The following is a 23365-nucleotide window of genomic DNA, read 5'->3' as shown; positions in this document are numbered from 1 at the left end:
ATGATTTCTACTAGATTTTTTCGTTAGTTAATCACAATCATGGCCTTAATAGTCTTGCGTTCATCCATGTCTTTGTATGCTTGATCAATTTCGTCCAAGCTATAGCTTTGGGTGAAGACACGTCCTGGATTGATATCGCCATCAAGGACAGCCTTAAGCAAGAACTGTTTGTCGTAGGTAGTGACCGAGGCTGCTCCACCTGCCACCGAGATGTTTTGAGCAAAGGTCGAACCAAGGGCACGATTATTGTAATGAGGCACGCCGACAAAACCTAAACGTCCACCATTGTGAAGGACCCCAAGGGCTTGATCGACAGCTGCTGCGGTACCGACACATTCAAGGGCCGCATCTGCTCCGCCACCAAGGATTTCACGGACCTTGGCAATCCCTTCTTCGCCACGCTCCGCTACGACCGCTGTCGCACCAAATTCCAAAGCCATCTGTTGCCGGTCTTCGTGGCGACTCATAAGGACGATTTGAGACGCACCACGCATCTTGGCTGCGATCACTGCACATTGACCAACGGCACCGTCCCCGATGACCACTACTTTGTCACCAGGCTTCACGTCTGCTACACGCGCCGCATGGTAGCCCGTCGGCATGACATCTGCCAGCGTCAAGAAAGATTTGAGCATGGCTTCTGTATAATCTGATGGTTGCCCTGGAATTTTGACAAGGGCCCAGTTGGCGTATTCGAAGCGCATGTACTCCGCTTGCACCCCATCAGACCAGTTGGTGCCGATATGACGGTCACAAGTCCCATCGTAGCCAGCACGACAGGCATCACACTCCCCACAACCATGGGTGAAAGGTGCGATGACAAAGTCTCCTGGTTTGACCGTTGTAATGGCTTCTCCGATTTCTTCGACAATCCCAATGGCTTCGTGGCCACTATTTTGATGCCCTGCTTCAATATCTGGATTGCGGTAGCTCCAGAGATCGGATCCACAGACACATGTGTGGACGATGCGGAGAATAACATCATCCGGCGCTTCGATTTGCGGACGTTCTACTTCTACTAGACCCACTTGCCCAGCTTTTGTATAGACTGTTTTCTTCATAGGAACAACCTACTTTCTATTGCTTACTTATCTACAGTATACACTTTTTATCGAGCTCTAGCCCACTTCCTGATTTAAAACTCTATCATTTAATCATATTTTTTCCCATACTTCTTTTCTAGCATTTTCTTAATCAAATAGGGCATTTTGACATTTTCGCGGCCTTTCTTATCAATCAATTTTCTGACAAAATCGGGCATTTGAATATCTTTTTCTGCTTCCAAAATCTGACCTGTACTTGAAGGAGCTTCCAACTCATCAAAAGTCTCTAGCTGAGGTTGATAGTCACTATAGTCACCATCTATATGAGACTGAATGGTTGACAGAAGGGCTTTAATCAGTCGTGAATCGCTATTTGGCATAGGAGGTCGATGATAAGCCACTCCGAGCTCCTGACATAGCTCCTGACACTCCACATCATTATCAAAAAGAACTTCAATATGCTCACTAATAAAGGCAATCGGAACAAAAATATAGTGGTTTGGGTGTTCACTCTCATCTCGCAGATATTCTAAAACATCAGGCTTAATCCAAGGAATACCTATATCACTCTCACTCTGCCAAGTATTGGTGTACTGATCCTCTTCAAGCCCTAAAATCTCTGCAATCATGCGACTATTGTCATAAATCTGGTCGATATAAGGGTCACCAAAATCTAGCGCCAAAACTGGAACACTGTGGGCTGAAAAAATCACCTTATAACTGTCGTCTCCAATCTGATCTAAAATCTTTTGGATTTCATCAGCCCAATAGTGGAGTAGGTCAGGTTCGCGGTACCAGTCCTTGATAATTTGGAACTTTATCTGACCACTTTCTAAAAATTTTTCATAACCCATGACAGAATAGTAGGAATAATGGGGCTCTAGAATCAAACACAAACACTCTTTAATTCCATCTAACTCCATTTCTTTGATCACATCTGTGATGAAAGGGCGGGAAAATTTGTTGGCAAAGTAAACCGATGCTTGATCTCCAAGAGCAGTAGCAACCAAGTCCACTTCTTCTCTAGTTATCCTTTGGAGCGGCGTTCCACCGATTCGGACGTAATTGTCATATAAAGTCTGAATTTCATGTGGTTCAGGACGAACCCCACGGCGTATATTCGTGAAAAACTCTGCTACTCCTTCGTAGGTAATCTCTTCTGGCGACCCAAAGGTCATCATCAACACAGCTCTTTTACTCATAACTACTCCTTGTTCCATGTTTGTTCTATTTTACCATGAAAAGGCTTACTTTAGGGAACTCTTTTATAAATCATTTGGAAGAAGACACTAATTTTCTAGGTCAATACACAAGCTATTAAAAGAAATCATTCAAAGAAAGTGGAACAAATATCTTTTTATGCCCAATCCGATACTGTATTATTCTTTGAAAACAACATCTATTTGAAATTACCATCTTTCATGTAAGAAGAAATGGTTTAAATTCCTTTCTATGAATTTCTACACAATAGAAAAAGTGGATAAAGAAACATTCTTCTATCCACTTTATTGTTTACAGCTTTTATTCGCTACGTAAAGATTCCACTGGGTCTTTCTTTGCGGCGATGCGTGAAGGGATGAGACCAGCTAACATGGTAAGGACAATGGAGATACCAATTAGGATGAGCGCTGCTTCCCATGGTAACTGCGCCACGTTCTCCACGTTAGTCATTTTCGCAACGACGGCATTGATTGGAAGTGTTGCAAGAAGTGTAATTCCGATACCGAGCACCCCGGAAATAAATCCTTCGATGGCTGTTTCGGCGGTGAAGATGCGACGGATGTCTTTCTTCGAAGCCCCCATTGCACGTAGGATTCCGATTTCTTTTGTACGTTCGAGAACCGAGATGTAGGTGATAATCGCAATCATAATCGATGATACGATGAGCGAGATGGCTACGAAACCAACAAGTACGGTTGTGATTACACCCACCATTGTCGTAATGGATGACATGATGGTTTGAATATCGTCGGAGTAGGCGAGCACTTTGTCGTCTTCGCCAGCGTCTTTTTTGGCTGTGTTATAGGCGTTGATGAAGTCCTTCAACTCTTGTTTTTGTTGGAACGAAGAGGTGTAGAACTCGATGGCAGCCGGTTTGGATTTATCGATAACCCCCAATTTCGCGAGGTTTTCCTCGTAAGTGGCAGCCGAGTTTTCGTTGTATTGTTGGATGTATTGCGCTTGTTGTTCAGGCGTCAATTTGACCAGCTGGATTTTTTCTTCTTCGGTTAAATCAGCAGAATTGAATGGTTTTGGATCTTTGGCAAATGCTTTACCAGTAAATACATTGATGGTAGGGTTGGCTTCTTGCTCTTTCACGATGTCACTGTTTTGAATTTGTTCAGAAGTGTAATCGATAAGGTCGCTCGTATAAGCCACACCGCCAGAAGGAGAGTTCACACCAGAACTTGTGCCTTCTTTTTGACGAAGAACGCCGACGATTTTAAGCTCGAGGCCATTCTCGATTTGCGTCTTCATATACGCTTCGTCGTCAATTTTATTCATCCATTGGTTGTTTTCTTTTGCGAAGCGGTTCGTGTTCACAACGGCTTTGAATGTTTTCCCGATGAAATCCCTATACTGATAGGTTTGTGATTTGAGTTCGTCGAGTTTCTTTACATCGTTTAATTCGCTAGGGTCTTTGATGCGTAAGCTATAAAGGAGCAGGTCGCTGATTTGGTTATCTTCATCGACGATAAGGACGATTTCAGATTTATCCTTTGGAAGGCGACCTTCTAGCACGTCATATTGCGCTTCCAGCATGGCTTCGTCACTTGAAAGTTGGCTCCAGTAGTCGATGTTTTGCAAGTAGCCTTTAATCGTTTGATTGGCCGTATCAACTTCGGACGCGAGGTTAGATGGAAGAATGCTCTTTGGACCGCCCGATGTGTCGCTAGCGTAAATATATGGTTGCAGGTTGTATTGGTAACGAATGTCTTTTGTAAGGGTTGCGACTTCTGAAGCGTGTTTATCCAAGTAAGTCTTGAAGGACGCGAGGTCATTTTTTCCGATTTGTTTTTTCAATAGATTCGTTAAAAGCGTATTGACACCGAGTTCGTTTTTATCCCTATAAGGCTTTTCACTCAAGTCTGGAGATGTTGCCATAAGATTACTCTGGTTTTGCTCGCTAATCGTCAGTGGCAAAGAGACGAGAGTGTCTTCTTGCACCTTTTTCACATAGTCGCTCACACCGTTTGAGAGGGACAGAATAAGGGCAATCCCGATAATCCCGATGGAACCTGCAAAGGCAGTCAGGAAGGTACGGCCTTTCTTCGTCAATAAGTTATTAAACGAAAGGGCCAGAGCCGTCAGAAAACTCATCTTTGTCTTCGTGAACTGAATGTCGCCTTGTTTGGTTTCTTCTGTAGGCTCATACGGATTCGAGTCGCTCAAGATGTTTCCATCCAATACCTGTACGATTCGAGTGGAGTAGGTTTTTGCCAGCTCTGGGTTATGCGTCACCATGATGACCAGACGTTCCTTGGCGATGTCTTTTAATAAATCCATGATTTGAACAGAAGTCTCAGAATCGAGCGCTCCTGTTGGCTCATCGGCTAAAACGACTTTAGGATTATTGACAAGGGCACGCGCAATCGCGATTCGTTGCATTTGTCCGCCAGACATTTGATTTGGTTTCTTATATAAATGGTCTTTCAATCCAACGCGTTCGAGCGCTTCGATGGCACGTTTCTTGCGTTCCGCTTTAGAAACACCAGAGAGCGTCATCGCAATCTCGACGTTTGAGAGTGCCGTTTGGTGACCAATCAGATTATAGGATTGGAAGACGAATCCGATGGTGTGGTTTCTGTAGCTATCCCAATCGCGGTCTTTAAATTGCTTGGTTGATTTTCCTTGGATGAGTAAATCACCCGATGTGTATTGGTCGAGTCCACCGATGATATTTAAGAGGGTCGTTTTCCCTGAACCCGATTGTCCGAGAATGGAGACGAACTCATTTTTACGGAAGCGAATCGAGATATCTTTCAACGCGTGAAACTCTTGATTGCCCGTATAATACACTTTTGAAATATGTTGTAGTTGTAACATATACTCGTTCCTTTCATAAATATGAGTAGTCTATCACAATTTGAATCCGAGGTCAATATATTAAATTGATGATTTTAAAAATATCCTCAACAAAGCATTGTTCGATTTTCATTAATGATGGTGGTGATGATCATGCCCATGATGTTGATCAGCTTCCAGTTCTTCGATATTGCGCTTGTGGGCTCGGTGAGTAGCCAAGTCTTCGTCCACCTCAATGGTAATGTTTTGGAAACCACAATCTTTGAGCAAGGTACGAATCGCTTCTTTACAAACCTCCATGTGGTTGACATGCTCTAGACAAACATGGACAATGGCGTTTTTTTCCAGGCCATCCATGGTCCAGAGATTGAGCTGATTGATACTAGTCACATGGTCCAACTGCTCCAAATCACTCTTGACTTGCTGGATATCCACTCCTTCTGGCACAGCATCGAGGAAAATCTTGAGCGTACTCCAAAAACGTGGAAGGGCTTTGGACAAGATGAACGCAGAAATTAGAAGAGATAAGAGGGGATCGAGGAAGTACCAATCAGTGTAGCGCAAGATGATGGCGACGACAATCACTGCCAACCAACCTAGTGTATCCTCAAGGAAATGGAGACTCAGGATGGATTCATTCTTAGTCTGCCCCTTACGGACGATGAGACTGGCTGTTAGATTTATGGCAATCGCAATGACTCCCAACCAAAGCATTCCCTCATGATCCACCGGCTGAGACTCGATTAGCTTGCTGATATTCTCTAGAATGACTAAACTAGAGCCTGTTATGAGGATGACTGCTGTCAGGATGGCCCCCAAGAGGCTAAAGCGCTTGTAGCCCAGGGTATAGTGGCTGTCCTCCTCCCGATTGGAAATACTTTCGAGAAAAGCTGAGATACCAATAGCCAAGGCATCTCCCAAGTCATGGACAGCATCCGCTAAGATTGCACTGGAGCCAAAGAGACCGCCAAAGATAAATTCGATGATGGCAAAGCTAAAATTTAAGACAAAAGCCAGCCAAACAGCAAATTTTGAACTCATTTTTGACCTCCTTTAATATATGGTATAATGGGAATAGATGATTCTCTCACTAGTATTATCTCCTACTCTATTTAGAAAGGATAGAAGCAAACCGTTCTTTATGTACGTTACTGAACAGTTTGTTCGAATTGTCTATATGAGTCAAACCGACCGGCGGATTGCTAAAACAAGAAAAGCGATCTATACAGCCTTCTTAGAACTGTTAAATAGTAAAGGTTATCAAGCGACGACTGTTCAAGATATTATTGATCGGGCAGATGTTGGGAGGTCTACCTTTTACAGTCATTATGAAAGCAAGGAACTATTGCTTGACGAACTCTGCCACTACCTATTCCATCACTTGTTTGAGAGAGAGGCACACCTAGCTGCAGAAGACTACCTGGCTCACATCTTTCTCCATTTCCGAGAAAATCAAGACCACGTAACCAGCCTCCTTCTCTCCAAAAATGATTATTTTCTCCGTCAACTTCATAAGGAATTAGAAGCCCATGTCTATCCTATGGTGGCAGATGATTTAAAAACAGCTCATCCTAGAATTCCAACTTCTTACCTCAAGCACTTTGTCGTTACTAACTTCATCGAAACTCTGACCTGGTGGTTGAGAAAAGGGAAAGCTTATAACGAGCAAGAAGTTGTTAGCTTTTATTTAGATGTTATGGAAATGACAGCTAAACAAGAATAAACATCATTTTTCTAGCTAGAAAGGAAATCTTATGAACCTCCTTATTCTTCTTGGTATTTTTACAGCCTTCTTAGCCCTTGCCTTTCCCCTCCTTCATTTATTGGCCAGCCTTTCAGAATTAAGAAAGGGCAAGAATACTCTAGGAAATCGACTTCTATTCATCGGAAGTTGCCTTGCGACCTTTTCTCTCATCCTCTACTTCTTTTTACCGATTGTTGCTTTATTCCTTTGGATGATTGGCTGTGGTTTGATTTGCTACGGGGCCTATTGGAATGGCAAGCACAAAGAAAACTTCAAACCAGTTCATCATGTTATTCGAGTGGGCATCGCTCTGGTGATTACAATTTTATTAGCTCTCATATAAGAAAAGCTCAGGTTTTTTCAATGAAAACTTGAGCTCTTTTTATTTATTAAGCCATCAACAGCATGAGAATAGGGATCACCACCATGGTTGCAAGGGTCGTCTCTGTCACCATGACGGATGCATAATTACTATCAGCACCGTAGAGTCTGGCAACAACTGGCGCATTGGTCATCACAGGCATGGCGGACTGGATGATAAAGACTTGCTTCATCAAGTTTGGAAGAGGCATCCAGTAAACGATGGAAGCCATTAAGAGTGGAGCAACCAGGAAGCGACCTAGTAGAATCAATAGCTGATCTTTTCCCAGAACCAACTGCTTCACACCTACATGAGACACTGACAAACCGATGAATATCATGGATAAAGGGGTTGTTAAATTACCCAGATACTGCAAATCACTGGCTAGAAAGGCTGGCAACTTGATCTGCAGCATCACCAAGACTAGTCCCAAGAGAAAGCCCATGAGTGGCGGAGAAAAGACTTTTTTCAGACTCGTTTTGAGATCAAACTGAGCTTCTCCCTCACCATCCCGCTGGATGAGATAGGTCCCCAAGGTCCAGAAAAAGGTCGTATTGCACATGTAATAGATCAAAACATAGGGAATGCTGGCATCTCCAAAGAGGGCTTGGTTAATAGGAAGCCCCACGAAGATGGTATTGGAGTTAAAAAACATGGAAATAAAGAGGCCACGACGGTCCTGTCTCACCGCAAAGATTCTGGCTACTCCTGTCGCGATGCCAAGCAAAATAACCATAGACAGGGCAGGAAACCGCAAGGCTGGCAACATTTTAAGTAGATCTTCTGCTGTGAAGCGCTGCGTGATGGTGTAGAGCATATAGCAGGGAAGAGCAACTTGAGTGACCAATTTAGCGAGTAGGCCACGCGACTTGTCATCGAACCAGCCTTTTTCACCAATGACAAAGCCCACTAAAATCATACCCAGGATGACGAGAATCCCCGATATACTCCTCAAAAAGATGTCCATGTATTCTCCTTTTTTATATATTTGAACTAGAAAAACCCATTTTTATAAGTCTCAAAAACTACTCTAGTATATCACAAAAATAGGTTGGGCAAAATTCCCAACCTATTGCATTTTATTGATTATCACTAATACCCCTTCTTAGCAGCGTTCGTCCATTGGTACCAACCAACTAGACTGTTGATTAAGTAAATGAAGTATTTCCCTTGAATTTGAAGGCTCTCTCCCCACCAAAGGTAGATAGAGAAAACGTTGGTCGCTGCCCAGAAAATCCACTGTTCACGGTAAACAGCTGTCATCAAGAGTTGGCCAACCCCATTTGTTGCATCCGTGATGGAATCCCGATACGGACGATTGGCCCCAATTGACTGATATATAAGCCCGAAAACTAACCACCAAAGCACGCTAATAGATAGATACTTGGTCCATCCGACCTTATCTAATTTACGGGCAACAAATTCTTGTTGTTCTTTTTTGAATTGAGCTTGATAAATCCATACCAGAAGGCCAATCGGCTGCATGACTGTGAAGTATAGGGTTGTCAAAACCTCACCGTAAAAGCCTTTTTGTAAGGCCAATATCAGATAGATAATAGAATTGATCAAACCAAAGAGGTAGTTATTAGCACGACCTTCCGATACAAAGATCACGCAGATAATCCCTGTTAGACTACAAATCATCCCAGTCCAATCCACTATGCGGTGCTCGTATATAAGCTCCAACCACAGTGGGAAACTTCCCAATACCAAGAGGTAAATCCAGCCTCCTAAGCTACGATGGGCAAAGAGGTCTTTCCAGATTGCTTTTAAGCTCCCAAGAAAGCCAAGCTTCTTCATCCCGGCAACCATCCTGTGGTAACCACCTGACATCTCACTGAGAGTCACTTTGGCATTTGCGAGTTTCTTTTGGAAATAAGTATTCATTTTTTCTCCTTTTGTTTTTAAAGAGCCGTGTCTATTTAGACTTTCGGACGCAACGCTCTATAGATTTTTAATTTGAACTGCTTCTCCTTTCACAGATCCCTTAGTCGACATCAGGGATTCTCTTGAAAAAGATTGTTCAACAGTTCACAACCAATCATACGCCTATTTTCATAGAAGTCAAGATTTTTCTGAAATTTTCCTAAAAACGTTCGGGAATTAAAAAATAGATCAAACATCCCTGAAGACTTCAGAAAATCAATTGGAGATAACTGCTATAAAAAACAAACACCATTTCTGATGTTTGTTGAGACTGTAGACAAACTGTTCTTTTATATCAATCTAATAACTTCTTTAAAGATGAAATAATATTATTTATTAGATTTATTCAACCATCTTCTGAAACTTTCCTCTGTGAGAAAAGTTCTAGAAACACTAGTGTTTCTAGAACTCGGAATTATTGAGACCTTAGGCTCAATAATTAGTCATGGAACTTCTTCGAAGTTCGCTGACGTCCGCACTCACCTAAGGAAAGCTATTTTGAGTATTTTATCTTCAATCTGAAACAACTTAAATAAAGTGACTTATTTCAATTTAAAATTCGGATTATTTTTTGATAAACCCTTCTTTCACCAGAAAGTCACGTGCCACTTGATTAGCAGACTTGCCTTCTACTCCGACTTGGTAATTCATCTGGCTCATTTGGTCTGCTGTGATTTTACCAGCCAACTTATTGAGAACAGCTTCCAACTCAGGGTGTTTTTCGAGCAATGCAGTTTTCATGAGGGGCGCCCCTTGATAAGGTGGGAAGAGTTGCTTGTCATCTTCAAGGACCACCAGGTCATAACGAGCCAGCTCGGCATCCGTTGAGTAGGCATCTGTTATCTGGATATCGCCAGACTGGATCGCCTGGTAGCGAAGGGCTGGCTCCATGGTGGAGACTTGTAGATTAAGACCATAGACCTTCTGCAATCCCTTGTTTCCGTCCTCTCGGTCGTTAAACTCCAAGGTAAAGCCTGCCTTGAGTTGTCCTTCTACCTTTTTCAAGTCGGAAATGGTCTTAAGGCCATACTCTTGGGCAATTTTCTTAGGCACCGCGACAGCGTAGGTATTCTGATAAGCCATGGGTTTGAGCAAGGCCAAGTCGTCTTGTCGTTTGATCCCATCTCGGGCTGCTTTGTAGACTGCTTCTGGATCATGACCGACTTGTGGTGCTGGCTTGAGGAGACTTTCGGTCACGGTCCCTGTAAACTCTGGATAGATAGCGATGTCCCCTTTTTTCAGGGCTTCATAGAGGAAGGTGGTCTTCCCAAAATTCGGCTTGACGGTCACTGTCATGTCCGTGTTTTCCTCGATCAAGATCTTATACATGTTAGCTAGAATTTCGGGTTCTGGTCCTAACTTCCCAGCAATGACCAGGTTTTCTTTTTCTGGTTTTGGAAGAAGACTTGGTGCATAGCTAGCTCCCAATCCAAGGACCATGAAAGCAAAGGCCGCAAAGATGGTCCGCAATTTAGCCTTTTCCATCCATTTGAGAAGAAGGTTAAAGGCGATGGCTAAGAAGGCAGAAGACAGAGCACCGATCAAAATCAGACTGGCATTATTGCGGTCAATCCCCAGAAGGATAAAGGAACCGAGTCCTCCTGCTCCAATCAAGGCAGCTAGGGTAGCCGTCCCGATAATCATCACAGCTGCTGTCCGTATTCCAGACATAATGACGGGCATGGCCAAGGGAATCTCGAACTTCTTGAGTCGTTCCCACTTGGTCATTCCAAAGGCGACCCCTGCTTCTTCTAGACTTGGGTCTATCCCTTGCAAACCGGTGATGGTATTTTGAAGGATGGGGAAAATGGCATAGATGACGAGAGCTGTCAAGGCCGGAAGCGTCCCAATCCCCATAATAGGAATGAAGAGGCCGAGAAGGGCCATGGAAGGAATGGTCTGGAAGATCCCAGCTACCTGTAAGACCCAGTTGCTAGCTCTCTTGCGTGTACTTAAATAAACAGCTAGCGGGACAGCCAGAAAAACAGCAAGGAGCAAGGTCAGTAATGACAGTTGCAAATGTTGCCCCAGTGCAGTGAGCCAGTCCCCAAATCGTTCTTGAAAGGTTGCAAGTAGTTTAGACATGGTGAGCACCTCCAAATAAATCTGCGACAAAGTCGTTGGCTGGCTTGACTAGGATGATTTTAGAATCCGCCACCTGCACAATCTCTCCTTCTTGCAGTACTGCAATCCGGTCGCCTAATTTCAAAGCCTCGTCCGTATCATGGGTTACGAAGATGGTCGTCATGCCGAATTCTTTATGTAAATCTTTTGTAAGAGCCTGCAACTGCTTGCGAGAGATGGCATCCAAGGCTGAAAAAGGTTCGTCCATCAATAGAATCTTTGGTTCCCCAATGATAGCTCGCACAATGCCAATCCGCTGTTGCTCCCCACCAGATAATTCACTAGGCATGCGATTTGCATACTCTGCAGCAGGTAGGCCAACCTTGGCCAAGAGTTCTTCTGTTTTGGAGGAGATTTGCTCCTTGCTCCAGCCCTTCATCTCAGGAATGAGAGCAATATTTTCCGCAACTGTCAGGTTAGGAAATAGGGCAATGGCTTGAAGGACATAGCCGGTACTGAGACGTAACTCCCGTTCATCATAGTCCTTGATCCGTTTCCCATCCATATAGATATTTCCATCTGTCGGCTCCAAGAGACGGTTGACCATCTTGAGCATGGTGGTCTTTCCAGATCCTGAAGGACCCACTAGTACCATAAATTCTCCATTTTCAATTCGGAGATTGACATCTTTTAAAATATTTTTATCCGTGTAGCGCAAGGCTACATGTTTGTATTCAATCATGTTCTTCCTCAATAAATTTTCTATCTCTAAGAATATCCAATAGACTACTTGCTGGATGCCCTAGGACTTTTTCGACATCTGTTGAAACCCCAGCCTGTTCGCCAGCTTTAATCGCTGTATAGGTACTGACCCAGGCATCGTACTCCCAGTTTTGTGCTGGCCATTTTTTCCGTGACTCATAGGCTTCTTCTACTGATTCATCTACATACGTGATGGTCTTACCGCTCTCTTTTGAGAGGAGCGCTACGATTTCTTCCATGGAAAGATCCTCTGGCCCTGTCAGATTCAAGGTTTGATTTTCCCACTCCTTAGGATTTAAAAGAATCTCTGCCGCAACCCTAGATGTGTCCTTACGGGCAACAGCTGACACAAGACCACTTCCTGCTGGACCACGAATTTCTCCATTTTCAAGCGCAATATCAATCAAGAAGTCCAAGTAAAAATTATCTCTCAAAAAAGTGTAGGTGAACCCTGACTCCTTGATATAGGCTTCCGTCTGGGCATGATCTCGAGACAAAGTGAAAGTTGCCTTCTCATCTGCCCCATAAAAGGAGGTATAAACAATTTGCTGCACCCCCGCTAGCTTTGCAGCATCTAAAAACTCCTTGTGCTCCTTGACACGCTCTGGATTTTCCCTAGCAGAAACCATCAACAAGATATCGATACCCTTCAAGGCCTCAACCACCTCTGGAGTATTGGCATACACTATTTTACGGATTTCCGCAGACGCGTAAACTTTTGCACGCTCTGGGCTTCTTGCTAGATGGACTGAAGCGATTCCTTTTTTATCAACAAGATCAGCCATATAGGAACCTAATTTCCCTGTTACACCTGTTATTCCAATCATAACTGTTACTTCCTTTCCCTAGATGTCATTCTCTTTAGCTTTTAGATTTGAGATAATACGCTCTTGATAAGCTTCAAATTCCTGGATTTCTTGATCAGAAAATCCTTGATAAAAAATCTCTCCAAGTTCGTTGCTGACACGGTCGCCAATCTCTTTTTGCGCCCAACCGAGGTCTGTCAAAGAGATATATTTTTTCCTTTTATCCTGCGTACAAGGTTGAATCGTGACCAAGCCTTGTTCTTCCAATTTCTTAACCATACTGGTCAATGTATTATTGGCTAGACCCGTCGCAAGAGCGATATCGGTCGCAGTAGCGCACCCCAACTCTTGCTTCCATAAAATCGTTAAAATTTTTCCCTGTTCACTTCTGTATTGAGCATCTGGTTCCTTGCTCAAGAGTTTTTGAAAGATACGCCCGTTTAACAAACGAATCTGTAGAGCTTGATAGCCCCCTAACCCCTTGTTCATTTCAACTCCTTATTCTTCTATATCGAACTTTTTGAACTATTGTAACACTCTGTATTACATCTGTCAACTATTTCGATATCGAAATATTATTTTTTTAAAAAAAAGAGTTTGGCCAAGACCAAACTCTGGATAATAAAAATTACTCTTCTTCCACTAAGCGTTTGAACTCTGCCTGGAGTTCAGCATTTTCTGTCGGTTTAAGATACATTTGTCCTCCATTAGTTGTATCTGAATGAAAGACGATCGGTTCTCCCGTATTGGTGATAGCGAAAAAGTAACTATGAACATCTGGAAATTTATCCCAATTGCTATAACGCTCTACAATTCGGTACTGGGCATTTCCTAGACCTGCATCCGTATACTCGGCATTCATTTTCTCACTTGGACCATCCCCAAGGATATAGAGATGGTCAGCCCCAACGTCTCCTCCTGCGATTCCCTTTTGGTAATTGGGTTGTCCTAGTCTTCCCCCCCAGTCCTTTATAAAAGCTTCCAGTTTCGCCGATTTGTTGGCATTCCAAGGAGCTTTTAGTTGTGTTTCTGATTTAGTTGAACGACTTGGAACTTCAAATTCCTGCCAATCGAGACCTCTTAAATCAATTTGATCGGATGCATTTTTTCCAAAATCAGCAGCAATATCATTTGCTTGTATTTGAATCTCTTTTTCTTGGAGGATAGTCGCTTGCTTTTGCTTAGCATTAAGCTGATAAAGAGTTCCATAACCTTGACCCGTACCTGAGGACCAGCTAAGCTCCAAAACTTCTCCTTCTTTATAGACAAGAGCAGCATTTCTTGCTCCACCATGGCCTGCCACGAACCCTTCTGCTAAAAGGACTGGTTTCCCAGCTTGCAAATAATAAAGACCGGTTAAGAAATATTTGCCACTCACATTTAGGTCTGCAATCAACAGTTCCTCTATCCCATCATTATTCAAATCTGCAAAGGCATAACGCATTTCATCTGCTTGGTTAACTGCATTCTCGATTGCCCAACTATTGATTGGACGCTCAGTTGCTTGTAAACTTTGATAGAGACTTGCAATACTTGCTGTATCCTTTGGCGAGGTCAAAATCTTTTGATAATCCTCAAATATGGGCTGGTACAACTTCTTGTAATCCTTTTTCACCTCTTTTTTAGTAACTTTTTTACCGGAAGATGATATCGACGATGTTTCCGAGCTGTTATTCAACTGACTAGAATGTCGAGGAGTCCGTTTGCTACAACCAACCGTAACAAGTCCTGCTGCTAGGAGAATGACTGCTCCCAATTTCTCTTTTCGTTTCATAAGTTTCTCCTTTTGTGTCATCCTTGATAGCTGTACTTTTCTCTATATTATACCAAAAAAGAAGGCTACACCTAATAATTTGTGTAAAACCTTCTTAGTATATATGATTTAATTCGGATTCTTCTGCTCCTGCCGATTTTGATGATCCTGACTTTCAATGTGTTGCTTGATCAAGGCGACCACTTCATCATTGGTCGGAAGGTCCGAGTGTTGCGCATCCTCTCCTGTCACCGTGATCTCTGTATAACTGGCTGCTTGATTTTGATAGATATACTTACCAGCCGATACACTAGCATCCGGAACCAACTCATCCGAGTCATAGGTAATGGTACCAGCTACCGAATATATATGAAGGGTTGTCGGAATAGCTTCTCTGTTCTTGATAAAGTCTGCCAACATCTCTGATTTATTTTTGATGTTGGTCTCGGTAAAGTTATAAGGGGTCCCAATGGTCATGAGGGTCTTGAGATCCACGTCATAATCCCCTAGATAATTTTCAATAAAGGCGGTATAAATCAAGCCTCCATTAGAGTGGGCCAGTCCCTTAAAGTTATTGAAGTTGTATTTGGCTTGTAGGGCTTCGAAGGCTTGGTTCACCATCTTGGCTTGCTTTTTAATATTGCTATAGCCATCCTTGTTGTTTTCAAAACCAATGACGATAATCGGTTCATTGTCCTTGGCATCAATACTCCCACTGTAAGTAATGGTCCCATCATTCCAGACCTTGACCTTGAGCAGGCTGTGTTTGGTTCCTTGTCGGTCTTGGTTGAGCTTAGTCACCAAGCCATCAAAGCGATTTTCCGTCGCGGAACTTCCAGGAATCATGATAATAGGCGATAGTTTTGAATTATAGAATTTTTCGATTTTCTGGACTTTTTTTCGAGTCCAGCTATAAGAAGGCACGGCCAAGCCAATCAAGAAAAGGCAGACCAAGGTGAAAACCAGCGCTGTTTTTTTAGAGATTTTCATGGCTTCCTCCTTCTTCTAGCAAATCTTTCCGAACTTGGTTGCCCATACGGACAAAGGGAATATAAAGGGCTACGTCTAGGGCAAAGCAGAGGAGACTCACAGCTAAAGCTCTCAGGCTTCCTCCCGTCCCAATAAAAGCATAAAGGATACTTGGTGTCCCATCTGGCACTGGATAGACAGCTGCTGGCATCAGTTTGAAGCACAAAGCCAGAGCTGCCATTCCCATATTGACCAAGGGGATCAATAAGAAGGGAATCACATATAGGAGATTGAGGAGGACCGGGATTCCTACCATAAAAGGAGCGCCATTGTTAAAGAGGCTAGGAAAGATACTAAGGAAACTAACTTTCTTGTCCTTTTGACTTCGTGAAACCAGTAAGATCGCAACCAAAAGTGCCAGTACTGCACCAACTCCTGCCACCATGCCATAACTGCGGTACAAATTGGTCAAGGTATAGAGATAAGGAATGCCAGTCGTCGTATGATTGGCGACGGCATAAGTCAGGTTTTCCAAGGCAAAACTATCATCCGCCATCGAGTTCAAGGCAAAAACCTGACTGTTTCCTACCCAAGCAGATAATCCATTCAAGAATCCCATGACAAAGGTGGATAAGAGATGATGACTGGTCACCGTTAGTGAACTGAAAAACTGACCGATGGTCTGAAAGACACGGTACTGATTGCCCAGGACTAAGAGGCCATTTAAACTGACTCCTAAGAGCAGAGACAAGAAAATCGGACGTACAGTCTTGGGTTGATAAATAAAGTCTTTATTGACGATTTGGTCGTCACTGGCTTTGGAAAGACGAAAAATCTGGCCAATTAGGTAACCTAAAAAAATCGCCAAGAAAATATTGGTCGTCGCAGGTAGATTGATGTGAGATAGTTGCCCATCGCGAAGAGGCCCCATCAATAATCCCTGTGAGCTAACAAGAAAACTGACCATAAGAGCTGTCACACCAGCCGTCCCTGTACTTCTTCCATAATGTCCAGCTGTATATTTCCCTGCAAAATAAGTTGCTAAAGGTCCAGCCAAACCACTTGTAAAATTAGAAAGATTGGACAAGACTTGACCCGTGAGCTGAAAACCTGGGAACCCGTCCGAAACAGAAAAGAGCATATTTATATAGCCTCTATCTGAAAAGAAGGACTGGGAAATCACGCGAACAATTGCTGAGAAAAGTAAAAATGGAAAGAGAGATACCAAGGTCTTCTGAGTGATTAGTACAAATCCACGCTCTCGAAACCTGAGAAATTTTTACACCAAATATTTTATCATTCTTGCTCCTACTATCCTTGTTGACCCGTTAGGTGACATTACTCGTGCACACCCTTCTGTTTTCTTCATTATAGCATATTCCCCCATACAAAAACTCAAGCCAACTGACTTGAGTTTTCGTCTTATCGATCATTGTAGCCATCTGGGTGGCTGGAATGCCAAGCCCAGGCTGTTTGGATAATGGTTTCGATATTGTCAAATTTTGGCTGCCAGCCGAGAATGGCACGCGCCTTCTCAGAGGATGCGATCAGGGTATCTGGATCTCCTGGTCTGCGATCTGCAATCTCCAGAGGGATTGGATGTCCCGTCACCTTGCGGGCTGCTTCTACGATTTGAAGATTGGAGAATCCAGTCGACGAGCCCAGGTTAAAGGCAGTAGATGGGTTGCCATTACGCAGATACTCCACTGCTAAAAGATGGGCATCCGCCAAGTCAAATGGATGGACATAGTCCCGAACATTGGTGCCATCTGGTGTCTGGTAGTCATCTCCAAAAATAGAGATCTTCTCGCGTTTTCCTTGGGCCACTTGTAAGACGATCGGTAAGAGATGGGTCTCTGGTCCATGGTCTTCTCCGATAGTTCCGTCAGGCTTAGCACCTGCTACATTAAAGTAACGAAGGGGCACATACTTGATGCCGTAGGCTTGATCAGCCCAACGCATGATGGTTTCCATCATGAGCTTGCTTTCGCCATAAGGGTTGATTGGTTTTTGCGGAGTGGTTTCAAGAATCGGAATTTCTTCTGGAATGCCGTAGGTGGCAGCAGTTGAAGAAAAGACGATGTAGTGCACCCCACATTCATGCATGACTTCCAAGAGCTTGACCATGCCTGCTGTATTGTTGTCAAAATATTTCAATGGATCGGCCATGGATTCAGCGACCAGTGAGTAGGCCGCAAAGTGGATGACCGCATCAATATCTGCATGTTCCTTAAAAACAGTGCGCATAAAGTCTTGATCCGCCAAGTCTCCTTGGTAAAAGACGGCATCTGGATGCACCGCTGCACGGTGGCCTGTGACCAGGCTATCGACCACGACGACTTTTTCCTGTCCTTCATTAACCAAGCGGTCCACCATGTGGGAACCGATATAGCCAGCTCCTCCGAGTACGAGTATTGCCATTTATTTTCCTTTCGCTTCTTTGTTTTCTCTCTTATTGTACCAAATTTCTGCCTCTTCTCCACACTTAAAGTGTCGCAACAAAGCGTCTAAAGGCAGCTTGTCCTTCTTCTGTCCGCTTGTAAACACCAGCATCCTCAAGGACACGCGCAAAGATTTGACCGACTGATTTACGGACAAGGGCTTCTGCCTCTGCTTCATCTGTGAGGGATGGGTGAGTGGCTTTCAAGTCAGTAGCCAAGTCCTGATGGTAACTAGCCACACTGCTTTCTCGTCCAAGCAGATAATCTTGGACCTGCTTGAGCTCTTCTTTGAGACGAGGAGGCAAAATGGCTAGACCCATGACTTCGATCAGGCCGATATTTTCTTTTTTGATGTGTTGCACATCCGCATGTGGGTGATAAATGCCATCTGGATGCTCTGGTGAGGTTTGGTTGTCACGGAGCACCAAGTCCAGTTCATAATGCCCATCACGAATTCGTGTAATGGGGGTAATGGTATGGTGGGGCTGACCGTCGGATGCCGCTAAGACTTGAACGGCTGGATCCGAGTAGCCACGCCAGGCTGTAAGGATATGGTCTGCCAGAGCAATCAATTGTTCCTTGTCGTCTGATTGCAAACGTAGAACCGACATGGGCCAGTTGACAATCCCTAGCGATACAGCCTCAAAGCCCTCAATGTTAAAACTTTCCTCAACAGGAGCTACTTCCATTGGGAAGACATGACGCCCCCCTTGATAATGATCGTGTGTCAGGATAGATCCCCCTACAATGGGCAGGTCAGCATTCGAACCAGCAAAATAACCTGGAAACTGCTCTACAATTGCTAACAAACGTTCAAAACTTTGGCGACTAATGGCCATAGGACGATGTTGGCTATCTAAGAAAATACAGTGTTCATTAAAGTATGCATAAGGCGAATACTGGAAGCCCCACTCCTGCCCAGAAATGTCAAAACGGATAATACGATGATTGCTTCTAGCTGGATGGTTGACACGACCATGGTAGCCCTCATTTTCCATACAAAGCTGACATTGAGGATAGTTGCTCGACTTGACCAACTTCGCTGCCGCGATCTCTTTTGGATCTTTTTCAGGCTTAGAGAGATTGATGGTAATCTCCAGTTCACCGTAGTCAGACGGTACACGATAAGCAATATTTTTTGCGATAGCCTTTAGTTTGATGTAGTCATTCTTCTGACTAAGTTGGTAGAAATCCGCAATCGCCTGCTCTGGTGACTGGGCATAAGTAGCCCAAAAGTCACGATTAACCTGACTCGGACACGGCGTTACCAAGTCCATGAGGTCAGCATCGAGAATCTCGCGCGCAGCCAGACTATCTTCAATCGTTTCCAAGCGAACGGCTTCCTCGACAAGCTGATCTTTAAGGTCAATCAAATTATCTTGGTCAGTCTTGACTTCAAGAACCCCATCTCCCACCAGTGCCAAGACGCGATTGGTCAGATAGATACGATCCAACTCTTCAAAGGCACTTTCTGCAATGACTTTGGTAACAAATGTTTCTACTAAGGTCACTAGAAAACCTCCTTCTTACTTTCTAAATAATCTCTAACAGCATCCAAATCCTGAAAAACTTGTTCTGTTTTATTTAAGAAAGACTGTGCTGGTATTTTTAAATCTGGAATACAAATAACTGGAATCCCAGCTCTAGATGCCGCTTCAATACCTGCTTCACTATCCTCTAGTACCAAGCAATTCTCTGGTAAAGCATTCAAATCGCTACAAGCCTTTAAAAATATATCTGGGTATGGCTTGCTTCGTTTGACATCTTTTGCAAAAACTAGATGGTCAAATAGAGACAGGATCCCATTGCTATCCAATATCATTCTAGCCCGAGATTCAACACTTGAAGTTGCTAGGGCGATTGGGATGACCTCTGTTTTCAAAAAAGTAAGCAAATTTTTAGCACCTTTTTTTAAATGAACACCTTGGGCTAAGATTCGACCTTCTAGTTCATAAACTTTAGCCAGAGTTTGTTCGAAATTCCAAGGTAAATCATAGGTATCCAAAAATCGTTGAACATTTTCCTCTTCCCTATGTCCACTGTAGTCTCTAGAATAAGTTTCTTCTGTGAAAGGAATTCCAAAATCTCTAAGCAATTCTTGATAAACTTTTAGAGAAATGATTTCAGTATCGGCTAATAAGCCATCTAAATCAAATATTACAGCTTCCATATCCTTCTCTCCTAGTCTAAAACGCGAGTACCACCTGCAACTTCAGCGATATAGAAGCTTGGTGCATAGCCAACTACTTCTTCGTAGTGCTTGCCAACAGCTTCTTTAAAGTTCTCAACAGCATCCTTTTGAACCAAGGCAATCGCACAACCACCAAAACCTGCTCCTGTCATACGAGCACCGAGAACACCTTCTTGAGCCCAGGCTGTATGCACCAAGGTATCCAATTCAAGTCCAGTTACCTCATAATCGTGTTCTAAGGATACGTGGGAAGCATTCATGAAACGGCCAAAAGCTTCCAAATTTCCTTCTTCCAGAGCCTTACGAGCTTGGAGAGTCCGTTGGTTTTCGAGGACAGCATGGCGAGCTCGTTTGATGCGATTTTCATCCTTGATCAAGTAGCTATAGGTATCAAAATCCCAGACATCCAATTCACCCAAGGTTTGGATGTCTAGTTTGCCTTGCAATTCTGAGACAGCTGTTTCACATTCCGCACGGCGTTCATTGTATTTTGAATCAATCAATTCTCGACGTTTGTTGGTATTCATAATCACGACGACATTGTCCTTCAAATCAAGAGGAACCAAGTCGTATTCTAACGTATTAGTATCGAGATAAATAGCCCGTTGATCGGCCCCCATACCGATGGCAAATTGATCCATGATACCAGAGTTGACTCCGATGAAGTGATTTTCGGTTTGTTTCCCAATCTTGACCAGATCTAGACGGTCTAACTGAAGATCATATAGTTTCTCAGCGATGACGCCAATTAAGAGCTCAAGGGAAGCTGAAGAAGAAAGACCAGATCCATTTGGAATATTGCCGTAGACATAGACATCCATCCCCACATCAATGGTGTGACCAGCTTCTTGCAAGAAATGAAGAACGCCTTTTGGATAGTTGGTCCAGTTGTGCTCCTCTTCAAACTGAAGGTTTTCAAGAGGAACTTCAATGATGCCCTTGTCTTCAAAGTTAGCAGAGAAGAAACGAAGAAGCTTCTCCTCGCGTTTGCGAGCTGCTCCGTAGGTACCAAGGGTGATAGCTGCAGGGAAGACATGACCCCCGTTATAGTCTGTGTGCTCACCAATCAGATTGATCCGACCTGGTGAGAAGAAGGTATGATCCGCTTCTGCTCCAAAGACTGTTTGAAAAGCGTTCCGAAGTTCTTGAGTATTCATTGAGATTACCTCACTTATATTGTTATTTATCTTTAGTGTAACCCTTTTCATAAAGCAAATCAATTATTTTACTAAAATTTTAGTAAAATTCACTAACCAGGTCAAAGTTATGATATACTAGAAGACAGAAGGAGAAAACTTATGGCTACATTAAAGGATATTGCCAGTCTCGCTAACGTATCCATTGCCACTGTCTCACGTGTGCTGAATCAAGATACTAGTCTTTCTGTAACGGAGGAAACCCGCCACAGAATTTTGACCGTTGCTGACGAACTAGGCTACACCAGACATCAGAAAAGTGGGAACTTTAAGAAAGAAAAACAACAAATTGTCATCATCCAATGGAAAAGTGAAGAGGGAGAACTGGACGACCTTTACTACTACAACATCCGTTTAGGCATTGAAAAAAGAGCACAGGACCTCGACTATGGCATCCTCCGCTATTTCAATGATATTCCTTTTCGATTAGGGGAGGAAATTGTTGGGGTCCTTTGTATCGGAAAGTTTAGTAGGGTACAGATTATCGAACTAGAAAAGCTAGCCAAGCCTCTGGTTTTTGTTGATAGTAACACTCTCAACCAAGGGCATCCTTGTGTCACGACTGAATTTGAAAATGCTGTTCAGACTGCTCTTCACTATTTAAGAAAACAAGGGTGTCAAACAATTGGTCTCTTAACCGGTGAGGAAAAAACGACCGACCTACTGGAAAGTATTCCCGATCCTCGGCGAAGAGCCTATCGAAACTACTGTATTGAAAGAAACATTTATCACCCTGAACTCATCCTCACAGGTAGTTTTACAGCTCAATCAGGCTATGACCTCATTTCCTCTAAGCTTCAGTCTGGCTCACCCTTACCAGATGCCTATTTTGCTGCCAGTGATAGTTTGGCCATAGGGGCTCTTCGTGCCTTTCAAGAAGCCGGCATCAAGGTCCCTGATAACATCCAACTCATCTCCTTTAATGATACCAGTTTAGCCAAACAAGTCTTTCCTCCCCTCTCGACCATCACTGTTTTTACAGAAGAAATGGGACGCACCGCTATGGACGTCCTCAATAAACAAGTCCTAGCTCCGAGAGAAATACCGACCCTTACCATGCTAGGAACCAAACTCACCTTAAGAGAAAGTACCAAGAATGGATGATCTTCCATTCTTTTAGAAATAAGAAACTATGAAAACACACGAAATTTTATACCAAACTTTGGCCCAAGCCCAGGATTATGTCAACGGCGAGCAACTAGCCCAGGAAATGGGCCTGTCTCGCACCTCTATCTGGAAGGCCATCCAACGTCTAGAAAAAGAAGGCATTGAAATAGAGTCTGTTAAAAATCGAGGCTACAAGATCCTTTCTGGAGACCTCCTAATCCCCCAAGTCATCGAAGACCTTTGTCCATTGACTGTCTCCTATAATCCCCAGTGCCAATCCACCCAGCTAGATGCAAAGACTGCCATGGAAGCTGGGGGCCAATCCGCTACCCTTTATCTGGCTCCTTTTCAAACAGCTGGTAAGGGGCGTTTTGGGCGCGACTACTTCTGTCCTTCTCAAGGGGGGATCTACATGTCCCTCCACCTCAAGCCCAACCTGCCTTTCGATCAAGCTCCTGCCTATACCCTCATGGTCGCGGCTGCTATCTACAAGGCTCTGAAAAATCTAGCCTTACTGGACGTTGATATCAAGTGGGTCAATGACATCTACTACAAGGGGAAAAAAGTCGGAGGCATTCTGACTGAAGCTATCAGCTCCATCGAAACAGGCCTTATCACAGATGTCATCATTGGTGTTGGTCTCAATTTTGCCATCACTGATTTTCCAAAGGAACTGAAGGACAAGGCAGGGTCCCTCTTTGGTGCCCAGCCTCCCATTAGTCGCAATGAACTGATTGCTGAGATTTGGAAGGAATTTTTCACCACTCCAGAAGAGGAGCTGATCTACCTATACAAACAACGTTCACTGGTCCTAGGTAAGGAAGTCCGTTTCGAACAAAATCAGACCAGCTACCAAGGTCTGGCCAAAGATATCTCAGACAGTGGACAACTACTAGTCCAACTGGAGGACGGCCAAGAACGCTGGCTCAACAGTGGAGAAATTTCCCTCAAACAGTGGGACCTGTAAAGCAGACCA

21 protein-coding genes are annotated in these 23365 nt (G+C 43.6%); 4 read left to right on the top strand and 17 right to left on the bottom strand.

The features are described from left to right. Positions 1–23: 23 nt before the first annotated feature. The 4 genes from H8S88_RS05175 to H8S88_RS05160 all read right to left on the bottom strand — a co-directional run bounded on the left by H8S88_RS05175 (position 24) and on the right by H8S88_RS05160 (position 6110). The gene (locus H8S88_RS05175) at positions 24–1061 is read right to left on the bottom strand and encodes a zinc-binding dehydrogenase (protein ID WP_125329525.1); all 1038 of its coding nucleotides are present in this window, start codon (positions 1059–1061) and stop codon (positions 24–26) included. A gap of 89 nt (positions 1062–1150) precedes the next feature. Next, positions 1151–2245 (bottom strand): ferrochelatase, encoded by a 1095-nt coding sequence (hemH, locus tag H8S88_RS05170; RefSeq protein WP_140813901.1) that lies wholly within the window; start codon positions 2243–2245, stop codon positions 1151–1153. A gap of 319 nt (positions 2246–2564) precedes the next feature. After that, a complete protein-coding gene (locus tag H8S88_RS05165; protein WP_236128073.1) occupies positions 2565–5090 on the bottom strand; it encodes an ABC transporter ATP-binding protein/permease in 2526 nt (841 codons plus the stop codon). Between the two features lie 111 nt (positions 5091–5201). Beyond that, positions 5202–6110: a cation diffusion facilitator family transporter gene (locus H8S88_RS05160; RefSeq protein WP_048690951.1), complete on the bottom strand. Its 909-nt coding sequence runs from the start codon at positions 6108–6110 to the stop codon at positions 5202–5204. 136 nt (positions 6111–6246) lie between these two features. Here H8S88_RS05160 and H8S88_RS05155 point away from each other — a divergent pair, with 136 nt between their 5' ends. Then, positions 6247–6792: a TetR/AcrR family transcriptional regulator gene (locus H8S88_RS05155; RefSeq protein ID WP_048690949.1), complete on the top strand. Its 546-nt coding sequence runs from the start codon at positions 6247–6249 to the stop codon at positions 6790–6792. A 31-nt stretch (positions 6793–6823) separates the two neighbouring features. After that, positions 6824–7156, top strand: coding sequence for a hypothetical protein (locus H8S88_RS05150; protein ID WP_048690947.1), 333 nt, complete (start codon positions 6824–6826; stop codon positions 7154–7156). 46 nt (positions 7157–7202) lie between these two features. Here H8S88_RS05150 and H8S88_RS05145 read toward each other — a convergent pair whose 3' ends face one another. From H8S88_RS05145 to H8S88_RS05085, 13 genes are all read right to left on the bottom strand, one after another. Then, positions 7203–8141 (bottom strand): AEC family transporter, encoded by a 939-nt coding sequence (locus H8S88_RS05145; RefSeq protein WP_140813898.1) that lies wholly within the window; start codon positions 8139–8141, stop codon positions 7203–7205. Between the two features lie 125 nt (positions 8142–8266). Further along, positions 8267–9061 (bottom strand): nicotinamide riboside transporter PnuC, encoded by a 795-nt coding sequence (gene pnuC / locus H8S88_RS05140; RefSeq protein WP_236128072.1) that lies wholly within the window; start codon positions 9059–9061, stop codon positions 8267–8269. 603 nt (positions 9062–9664) lie between these two features. Further along, the gene (locus tag H8S88_RS05135) at positions 9665–11185 is read right to left on the bottom strand and encodes an ABC transporter permease/substrate-binding protein (RefSeq protein WP_048690938.1); all 1521 of its coding nucleotides are present in this window, start codon (positions 11183–11185) and stop codon (positions 9665–9667) included. Further along, positions 11178–11906 carry an ATP-binding cassette domain-containing protein gene (locus H8S88_RS05130; RefSeq protein ID WP_048690936.1) on the bottom strand — a complete coding sequence of 243 codons (729 nt, stop codon included), beginning with the start codon at positions 11904–11906 and terminating at the stop codon, positions 11178–11180. Before H8S88_RS05130 ends, H8S88_RS05135 begins: the two co-directional genes overlap by 8 nt. Next, the gene (locus tag H8S88_RS05125; protein WP_048690934.1) at positions 11899–12753 is read right to left on the bottom strand and encodes an SDR family oxidoreductase; all 855 of its coding nucleotides are present in this window, start codon (positions 12751–12753) and stop codon (positions 11899–11901) included. Before H8S88_RS05125 ends, H8S88_RS05130 begins: the two co-directional genes overlap by 8 nt. Positions 12754–12771: 18 nt before the next feature. Further along, complete coding sequence (locus tag H8S88_RS05120) at positions 12772–13221, bottom strand: MarR family winged helix-turn-helix transcriptional regulator (protein WP_048690932.1); 450 nt, start codon at positions 13219–13221, stop codon at positions 12772–12774. Positions 13222–13360: 139 nt separating this feature from the next. Continuing rightward, positions 13361–14506 carry a DUF4767 domain-containing protein gene (locus H8S88_RS05115; protein WP_236128071.1) on the bottom strand — a complete coding sequence of 382 codons (1146 nt, stop codon included), beginning with the start codon at positions 14504–14506 and terminating at the stop codon, positions 13361–13363. A gap of 108 nt (positions 14507–14614) precedes the next feature. Continuing rightward, on the bottom strand, positions 14615–15475 hold the full coding sequence (locus H8S88_RS05110; protein ID WP_236128070.1) for an alpha/beta hydrolase: 861 nt from the start codon (positions 15473–15475) through the stop codon (positions 14615–14617). Then, positions 15462–16697: a PTS transporter subunit EIIC gene (locus tag H8S88_RS05105; protein ID WP_236128206.1), complete on the bottom strand. Its 1236-nt coding sequence runs from the start codon at positions 16695–16697 to the stop codon at positions 15462–15464. The genes H8S88_RS05110 and H8S88_RS05105 overlap by 14 nt, the downstream gene beginning before the upstream one ends. Positions 16698–16876: 179 nt before the next feature. Then, entirely contained in the window at positions 16877–17875 is a 999-nt protein-coding gene (gene galE / locus H8S88_RS05100) for a UDP-glucose 4-epimerase GalE (RefSeq protein WP_125329532.1), read from the bottom strand. Positions 17876–17939: 64 nt separating this feature from the next. Continuing rightward, entirely contained in the window at positions 17940–19406 is a 1467-nt protein-coding gene (gene galT, locus H8S88_RS05095) for a UDP-glucose--hexose-1-phosphate uridylyltransferase (protein WP_236128069.1), read from the bottom strand. After that, complete coding sequence (locus tag H8S88_RS05090) at positions 19406–20065, bottom strand: HAD family hydrolase (RefSeq protein WP_048690920.1); 660 nt, start codon at positions 20063–20065, stop codon at positions 19406–19408. The genes galT and H8S88_RS05090 overlap by 1 nt, the downstream gene beginning before the upstream one ends. Positions 20066–20076: 11 nt before the next feature. Further along, on the bottom strand, positions 20077–21243 hold the full coding sequence (locus H8S88_RS05085; RefSeq protein WP_236128068.1) for a galactokinase: 1167 nt from the start codon (positions 21241–21243) through the stop codon (positions 20077–20079). A gap of 141 nt (positions 21244–21384) precedes the next feature. On the opposite strand from H8S88_RS05085, the gene H8S88_RS05080 reads away from it, so the two are divergent. Both H8S88_RS05080 and birA read left to right on the top strand, forming a co-directional pair. Then, positions 21385–22386, top strand: a complete 1002-nt coding sequence (locus tag H8S88_RS05080) for a LacI family DNA-binding transcriptional regulator (protein ID WP_236128067.1) — start codon at positions 21385–21387, stop codon at positions 22384–22386. Positions 22387–22414: 28 nt separating this feature from the next. Continuing rightward, complete coding sequence (gene birA / locus H8S88_RS05075) at positions 22415–23356, top strand: bifunctional biotin--[acetyl-CoA-carboxylase] ligase/biotin operon repressor BirA (protein ID WP_236128066.1); 942 nt, start codon at positions 22415–22417, stop codon at positions 23354–23356. Positions 23357–23365 lie beyond the last annotated feature (9 nt).

Origin of the sequence: Streptococcus sp. GS001, assembly GCF_021595565.1 — a bacterium.
GTDB classification, from domain to species: Bacteria; Bacillota; Bacilli; order Lactobacillales; family Streptococcaceae; genus Streptococcus; species Streptococcus xiaochunlingii.
The sequence above is the reverse complement of the archived record's forward strand: the minus strand, read 5'-3'. Positions and strand labels throughout refer to the sequence as shown.